Origin of the sequence: Polaribacter gochangensis, assembly GCF_046224025.1 — a bacterium.
In the GTDB taxonomy this organism is placed as follows: domain Bacteria; phylum Bacteroidota; class Bacteroidia; order Flavobacteriales; family Flavobacteriaceae; genus Polaribacter; species Polaribacter gochangensis.
In genome coordinates this window covers 1,132,557-1,140,217 of sequence record NZ_JBJXRF010000001.1, presented here as the reverse complement: position 1 = coordinate 1,140,217, position 7,661 = coordinate 1,132,557, and the positions used below count along the sequence as shown (strand labels likewise).

The following is a 7,661-nucleotide window of genomic DNA, read 5'->3' as shown; positions in this document are numbered from 1 at the left end:
GGAACCGCAGTTTTTTATTATTATAAAAATTAAATTTAAAAAAATCATCAAATTTTAAAATTTACAAAGCGAAAATAAAATTCACTTTGAGCCTTTGTAACTATGAACCTCTGAACCTCAAAAAAAAAAAAAAAAAAAAAAAAAAAATGGAAAACTTACAAGTAATAAAACAACGATTCGGAATTATTGGAAACGACCTACATTTAAATCGTGCTTTAGAAAAAGCGATTAGAGTTGCTCCAACTGATATTTCTGTACTTGTAACTGGAGAAAGTGGTGTAGGTAAAGAAAATATTCCAAAAATCATTCATCAATTATCACACAGAAAACACGCAAAATATATTGCTGTTAACTGTGGTGCAATTCCGGAAGGAACCATTGATAGTGAATTATTCGGTCACGAAAAAGGTGCGTTTACTGGTGCATCCGCAAGTAGAAAGGGGTACTTTGAAGTTGCCGATGGCGGAACTATTTTTTTAGATGAAGTTGGTGAATTACCTTTAACAACTCAAGTTAGGTTATTACGTGTTTTAGAAAATGGGGAGTTTATAAAAGTTGGTTCATCTCAAGTACAAAAAACAAATGTGAGAATAGTTGCTGCTACAAACTTAAAAATGGCAAATGCCATTCAGAAAGGAAAATTTAGAGAAGATTTATTTTACAGATTAAGCACGATTGAAATTTCTTTACCACCACTTAGAGAACGTAAAGAAGACATTCATTTATTGTTCCGAAAATTTGCGGCAGATTTTGCACAGAAATACGGAATGCCAACGATTAGATTAGAGGAAAACGCTGTTAATTTGTTAACGAATTATCGTTATCCAGGAAACATTAGACAGTTAAGAAATATTGCTGAACAAGTATCAGTTGTCGAAGAAAATAGATTGATTACTGCAGAAAAATTGATTCAGTATTTACCCAACAATCAAGGTAATTTACCCGCTGTGATAGGCAATTCTGGCAGTTCAAATTCAGATTTCGCAAACGAACGAGATATAATGTATAAAATTTTGTTTGACATGCGAAATGACATTAATGATTTAAAAAGATTGACATTAGATATTTTAAAGAATGATGACATTGATGATTTGCAAGAAGAAAATCACAAATTGTTAGAAAAAATTTACAAAGAACAACATGGAGCTAGCAATGTTGAAGTGGTTCAAATATCAAAATCAAATTCAACTGACAATGATGATGATAAATACGATTTTATCGAAACTATTGAAGAAGACGAATCGTTATCATTACAAGATAAAGAAGTTGAAATGATAAAAAAGTCGCTAGAAAAAAATAATAACAAACGGAAATTAGCCGCTAAAGAATTAGGTATTTCTGAACGTACATTATATAGAAAAATTAAACAATACGATTTGTAAGTCTTACTTTTGTTTATATTTGAAATTCGTATGAAAAAACTATTCTACATCGCAACTTTTTTTATTAGTTTAATACTCATAACATCTTGTGGTGCTTATTCTTTTACAGGTGGAGATACAGGTAAAGCAAAAACCTTACAAATAGACTTTTTTAGAAATAATGCGCCTTTAGTTGAACCCTCTTTAAGTCAGAAATTTACGCAAGATTTTCAGGATTTATTTTTAAGACAAACCAATTTAAGCTTAGTAAGTTCTGGTGGAGATTTACGTTTTGAAGGAGAAATTACAGGCTACAGAATTGCACCAATGAGCTCAACTGCTCAGCAAACTGCAGCGCAAAACAGATTAACAATTACGGTAAATGTTCGTTATTTTAATAAGTTCATAGAAAAAGATAATTTCGAAAAATCTTTTTCTTTTTATCATGATTACCCAGCTAATTCACAACTAACCGGGGGTGTTTTAGAAACAGCTTATAAAGAGATTATAGATAGAATAACGCAAGATATTTTTAACGCATCTGTCGCAAAATGGTAAATGTATTATGAACACAAACAGCTTTACCGAAACATTAAAAAATCCTCAAAAAATTACTACTGAAAACACAGAAGTAATAAAAACCATCATTGAAGAATATCCGTATTTTCAGGCTGCTAGAGCCGTTTATTTAAAAGGATTAAAAAATAATGATAGTTTTAAATACAATGCCGAATTAAAAACAACAGCTGCACATACAACAGACAGAAGTGTTTTGTTTGATTTTATCACATCCTCAAAATTCGTTGAAGAACAAAAACTAGAACCTAAAGAAGTACATCAACAAATTACTGAGAAAATAATTAAAGAAGAACCTGTTATTACTATTAAAGAAGAATTATCAATTGGCAAACCTATTTCATTTTCTAAAACAGAAACACATTCTTTTAACGAATGGATGCAATTAGCTTCACAAAAAAAGATTGAAAGAAATCCTGTTGAAAAAGAAACCATAGATAAAAAAGTGATTATTGATACTTTTATCAAACAAAATCCAAAAATTTCTAAGATTTCTAAAGACACAGAAAGAAAGGAAGTTGTTTTAGAAGAGAAACAAGACTCTTACTTAATGACTGAAACCCTAGCGAAAGTATATTTAGAGCAAAATAAGTACGAAAACGCTATCAAAGCATATGAAATATTAAGTTTGAAATATCCAGAAAAAAGTGGTTTCTTTGCAGACCAAATTAAAAGAATTAGAATTTTACAAAAAAATAAATCATGAGTACGTATACAATCATTTTAATTTTAATATTAATCGTTGCAATTGCATTAATATTAATCGTTATGGTACAAAATCCAAAAGGTGGAGGATTATCTTCTTCATTTGGTGGCGGTGGAGCACAATCTATGGGTGGTGTACAAAACACAAACAACTTTTTAGACAGATCTACTTGGACTCTAGCAATTTCTATGTTTGCTTTAATCTTATTAGCAAATTTTGCAATTCCAAGAGCAAGCAACAACAATCCTCAGTTAGAGAATACATTAGAAAATGTAAATCCAACTCCAGTAAATACGAACCCAGTTACAACTAACGATAGTCTTAACTAATTAAGTTCGTAAACAAATATATAAATGCCAACGTAAATGACACGTTGGCATTTTTTGTATCTATATATTTTACAAAGAAAACTAAGTTATAGTAAAATTGTCAGTTTTTGATAATTGGTATAATTTATGACTCTTTATTTATCATAATAAAAACTATTAATTAATCAAAAATTTATAAAAATGGGATTAAACATTAAGCCTTTAGCAGACAGAGTTCTTGTAGAACCAGCTGCTGCAGAAACAACTACAGCTTCAGGTATTATTATTCCTGATAACGCTAAAGAAAAACCTCAAAAAGGAACTGTCGTTGCAATAGGTAACGGTACCAAAGACGAGCCTTTAACTGTAAAAGTTGGAGATTCTGTTTTATACGGAAAATACGCAGGAACTGAATTAAAATTAGAAGGTTCTGATTATTTAATGATGAGAGAGAGCGATATTTTAGCAATTATTTAAAAAGCTTATTAGCTTTTGGCTATTTGCCTTTAGCTTAAAAAATAAAAATTAATCTAGTAACTAAAACTTTTAGCAAACAGCCAAAGGCAAACAGCTAAAAGCAAAAATTAAATAAAATGGCAAAAGATATAAAATTTGATATTGAAGCACGTGATGGTTTAAAACGTGGAGTTGACGCATTAGCAAATGCAGTAAAAGTAACCTTAGGTCCAAAAGGAAGAAATGTAATTATTTCTAAAGCATTTGGAGCTCCAACTGTTACAAAAGATGGAGTTTCTGTAGCAAAAGAAATTGAACTTGAGAACGAATTAGAAAACATGGGAGCTCAAATGGTTAAAGAAGTTGCTTCTAAAACCAACGATTTAGCTGGTGACGGAACAACAACTGCAACCGTATTAGCACAAGCAATTGTAAAAGAAGGATTAAAGAATGTTGCTGCAGGTGCAAATCCGATGGATTTAAAACGTGGAATTGACAAAGCAGTAACTGCTATTGTGAAAGATCTTGACAAACAATCTCAAAAAGTTGGTAATTCATCTGAAAAAATAAAACAAGTTGCTTCTATTTCTGCAAATAACGATGATGTTATTGGAGATTTAATTGCCACTGCTTTTACCAAAGTTGGTAAAGAAGGCGTAATTACTGTTGAAGAAGCAAAAGGAATGGACACCTACGTTGATGTTGTTGAAGGAATGCAATTTGATCGTGGATATTTATCTCCATACTTTGTTACAGATGCAGATAAAATGATTGCAGATTTAGAAAATCCGTATGTATTATTATTTGATAAGAAAATTTCTAACTTACAAGAAATTCTTCCAATTTTAGAACCAGTTTCTCAATCTGGAAGACCTTTATTAATTATTGCTGAAGATGTAGACGGACAAGCGTTAGCAACTTTAGTGGTAAACAAATTAAGAGGTGGATTAAAAATTGCTGCTGTTAAAGCTCCAGGTTTTGGAGACAGAAGAAAAGCAATGTTAGAAGACATCGCTATTTTAACAGGAGGAACAGTAATTTCTGAAGAAAGAGGTTTTTCTTTAGAAAACGCAACCTTAGATTTACTAGGAACTGCTGAAGGCATCACAATAGACAAAGACAATACAACGATTGTAAATGGTTCTGGAAATGCTGCAGATATTAAAGCGAGAGTAAATCAAATTAAAGCACAAATAGAAACAACAACTTCTGATTACGACAAAGAAAAACTACAAGAACGTTTGGCTAAATTAGCTGGCGGAGTTGCAGTTTTATATGTTGGTGCTGCTTCTGAAGTAGAAATGAAAGAGAAGAAAGACAGAGTTGATGACGCTTTACATGCAACAAGAGCTGCAGTTGAAGAAGGAATTGTTGCTGGTGGTGGAGTTGCTTTAGTTCGTGCTAAAAAAGTACTAGAAAAATTAACTGCTGATAACTTAGATGAAGTAACAGGAATCCAAATTGTTGCTAGAGCAATAGAATCTCCTTTGAGAACCATTGTTGAAAATGCTGGTGGAGAAGGTTCTGTAGTGATCAACAAAGTATTAGAAGGTAAAAAAGATTTTGGTTACGATGCCAAATCTGATGCATATGTGGATATGTTAAAAGCAGGAATTATCGATCCTAAAAAAGTAACGCGTGTTGCTTTAGAAAACGCTGCTTCTGTAGCTGGAATGATTTTAACAACTGAATGTGCATTAATCGACATTAAAGAAGATAATCCTGGTGGTGGAATGCCTCCAATGGGTGGTGGAATGCCAGGAATGATGTAGTCGAGAAATTCGATACTTAACTAAAAAACCTCAAGAAATTCTCGAGGTTTTTTTATTGGAATGATTTTTGTAATTAAACAATAAATAATTAATTATCTTTAAGCTATGAAAAAAAACACATTCCTATCTCTTTTTTTATCAATTTTCACAGTTGCTTGTTTTGGTCAAGAAAAGAAATCGTTAGATTCTTCGTATGTTAATTACTTTAAATTAACGAGAGAGATTCCATACTTACACTTAAACAAAACAAGCTTTATTAATGGTGAAGAAGTTTGGTTTCAAGCCTACATCTTAGATCAAAAAACTAAAAAATTACACAACCACACAACAAATTTATACAGTGCAATTTATAATGAAAAAGGGGAACACAAACAATCTCAATTGCTTTTTGTTAAAAACGGAATTGCGTCAGGAAGCATAAAAATTGACTCTACATTTACAGACGGAACCTATTATTTAAAAGCATCTACTAATTGGATGCAAAATTTTAAAGAAGACGAATCTTATATCCAAAAAATACAAATTGTTGGAGGCAAAAAATCTGAAGAAAACATAATTGAATCGGACAGTAATTACGATTTACAATTGTTGCCTGAAGGTGGTCATTTAGTAGAAGCTACAAACGCAGTTGTTGGCATCGTCATTAAAGACAAAAAAAATAAAGGTGTTCAAATAAAATCGGGTGTTTTACTAGACGATAAAAACAACGTTGTAAAAGAAGTAAGCACAAATCAGTTTGGTTTAGGGAAAGTTAGTTTTTATTATGAACCAAACATCAATTATAAGGTTAAAATCACAACTCAAGGTGAGGAAACTATTATAAAAAATATTGAAGCTGCAAAAAAAGTTGGAATTACGCTTAACGTTGACAATCCTAATTCTACTTTTATAAAATTAACAATGCAAACCAATAAAGAGACTTTAAAAAATGCTGTAAACAACACGTATCACATTTATATACACAACACATCATCTATCCTTAAAAGTTCGTTTTCATTAAAAGAAAACACCTTTTCTTATAATTCCTTTTTATCTGTTAAAAAATTACAAAAAGGGACAAATATTATTACAATTTTAAATGATAAGATGCAGCCAATCTTAGAAAGAGTGTTCTTTAACAATCATCAGGATTTATATTCTGATATTTCTTCTAAAGTAATTTCAAAATCTAGAGATTCATTAACAATAACGCTAACTAAAAACGATACGAAAAATCATTTTTTGAGTGCTACTTTTTTACCAGAAAGCACTAAAAGTTATGCTTTAGAAAACACAATGTATTCTAAGTTTCTATTAAAACCATATATAAAAGGAGATGTTGAAAACAGTGCTTACTATTTTAAAAACACAAATAGAAAAAAATTAGCAGATTTAGACCTATTGCTTTTAACACAAGGATGGAGCAAATACAACTGGTACAATATTTTTAATACTACTCCAAAGCAAAATTTTGACTTTGAAAAAGGGATTACGGTTAAAGGAACTGTAAACATGAATGATCTCAATGATGATACAACCATCGTTTTATTTTCTTCTGAAAGTGAACTTTTATTGTCTGCTCCGGTAACTAATAACAAGTTTTCTTTTGACAATATTTATTTATCAGATTCTAGCAAGGTTAGTTTCTCAATCCAAGAAAAAAACAAATTGATAAAACCCCAAATTTATGCTAATTATTTACCTAGAATAAACACAAATTCTATTGCTGTAAATAAGTATTCTTACAAATTGAATGAATTAAATCTAAACTTAAAAGACTATATAAAGGAAAGAATTCTTTTAGATGAAGTAGTTGTAAAAGGGAAATCAAAATTAAAACACAAGCCAAAAACTTCAGGTTCATATCAAACATTTAAAGTTTCTGATGGATTAATTCCCAAAAGAGTAAATATCCTTGATTTCTTAAGAAACAGGGGCTTTGATATTAACGCAGATTTCTCACAAAGTGGTACCATTTCTACAAATAGAGGAAAAAGTAGAGGACCAACTAGTATTTTAGGAGGTGAAGACAATAACCTTGTAAAAACACCTGGAATCACTGCTGATTTTGTAAAAGTATTTGTAGACAACACCCAAATTGTTAGCCAGTATGAGAATAGTATCTATATGATTAATCATTTAAATGTTGAAGATTTTGATGAGATTCATTATACAAAATCTTTTGGTGGAGAAATTTATTTATTTACCAATCCCGTTAGAAAGTACGCAAACAAGAAAACATTTTTAACTAATGAGCTGCCAACTGGTTTTTCTAAATCAAAAGAATACTATCAACCAAAATATTATTCTACTTCGTCAGATATTTTTAAAAATTTCGGTGGTATTTATTGGAAATCAAAAATTGAATTAGATAAAGAAAGTTACACGTTTAAAGTTCCGCATTTAAATCAAAAAAGTATTCGATTCTACATAGAAGGAATTGCAAGTGATGGTTCCATCATTTTTGAAGAAAAAGTAATAACGATCAAGTAGTTTACATAAA

The 7,661-nt window shown here is 30.5% G+C and carries 7 protein-coding genes; all 7 read left to right on the top strand.

Annotated elements, in window-relative coordinates; translation table 11 throughout:
* The first annotated feature begins 146 nt into the window (after positions 1-146).
* The 7 genes from ACEWL1_RS05335 (at position 147) to ACEWL1_RS05305 (ending at position 7,651) form a co-directional block, all read left to right on the top strand.
* A complete protein-coding gene (locus ACEWL1_RS05335; protein WP_409232245.1) occupies positions 147-1,382 on the top strand; it encodes a sigma-54 interaction domain-containing protein in 1,236 nt (411 codons plus the stop codon).
* Positions 1,383-1,412: 30 nt separating this feature from the next.
* Entirely contained in the window at positions 1,413-1,919 is a 507-nt protein-coding gene (locus ACEWL1_RS05330) for an LptE family protein (protein ID WP_409232244.1), read from the top strand.
* Positions 1,920-1,926: 7 nt separating this feature from the next.
* Complete coding sequence (locus tag ACEWL1_RS05325; protein WP_409232243.1) at positions 1,927-2,643, top strand: hypothetical protein; 717 nt, start codon at positions 1,927-1,929, stop codon at positions 2,641-2,643.
* Positions 2,640-2,972, top strand: coding sequence for a preprotein translocase subunit SecG (gene secG, locus ACEWL1_RS05320; protein ID WP_409232242.1), 333 nt, complete (start codon positions 2,640-2,642; stop codon positions 2,970-2,972). Before ACEWL1_RS05325 ends, secG begins: the two co-directional genes overlap by 4 nt.
* 180 nt (positions 2,973-3,152) lie before the next feature.
* Positions 3,153-3,428 carry a co-chaperone GroES gene (locus ACEWL1_RS05315; protein ID WP_301401599.1) on the top strand — a complete coding sequence of 92 codons (276 nt, stop codon included), beginning with the start codon at positions 3,153-3,155 and terminating at the stop codon, positions 3,426-3,428.
* 116 nt (positions 3,429-3,544) lie between these two features.
* The gene (gene groL, locus ACEWL1_RS05310) at positions 3,545-5,179 is read left to right on the top strand and encodes a chaperonin GroEL (RefSeq protein ID WP_409232241.1); all 1,635 of its coding nucleotides are present in this window, start codon (positions 3,545-3,547) and stop codon (positions 5,177-5,179) included.
* Positions 5,180-5,284: 105 nt separating this feature from the next.
* Positions 5,285-7,651 carry a hypothetical protein gene (locus tag ACEWL1_RS05305; protein WP_409232240.1) on the top strand — a complete coding sequence of 789 codons (2,367 nt, stop codon included), beginning with the start codon at positions 5,285-5,287 and terminating at the stop codon, positions 7,649-7,651.
* The last annotated feature ends 10 nt before the right edge of the window (positions 7,652-7,661 follow it).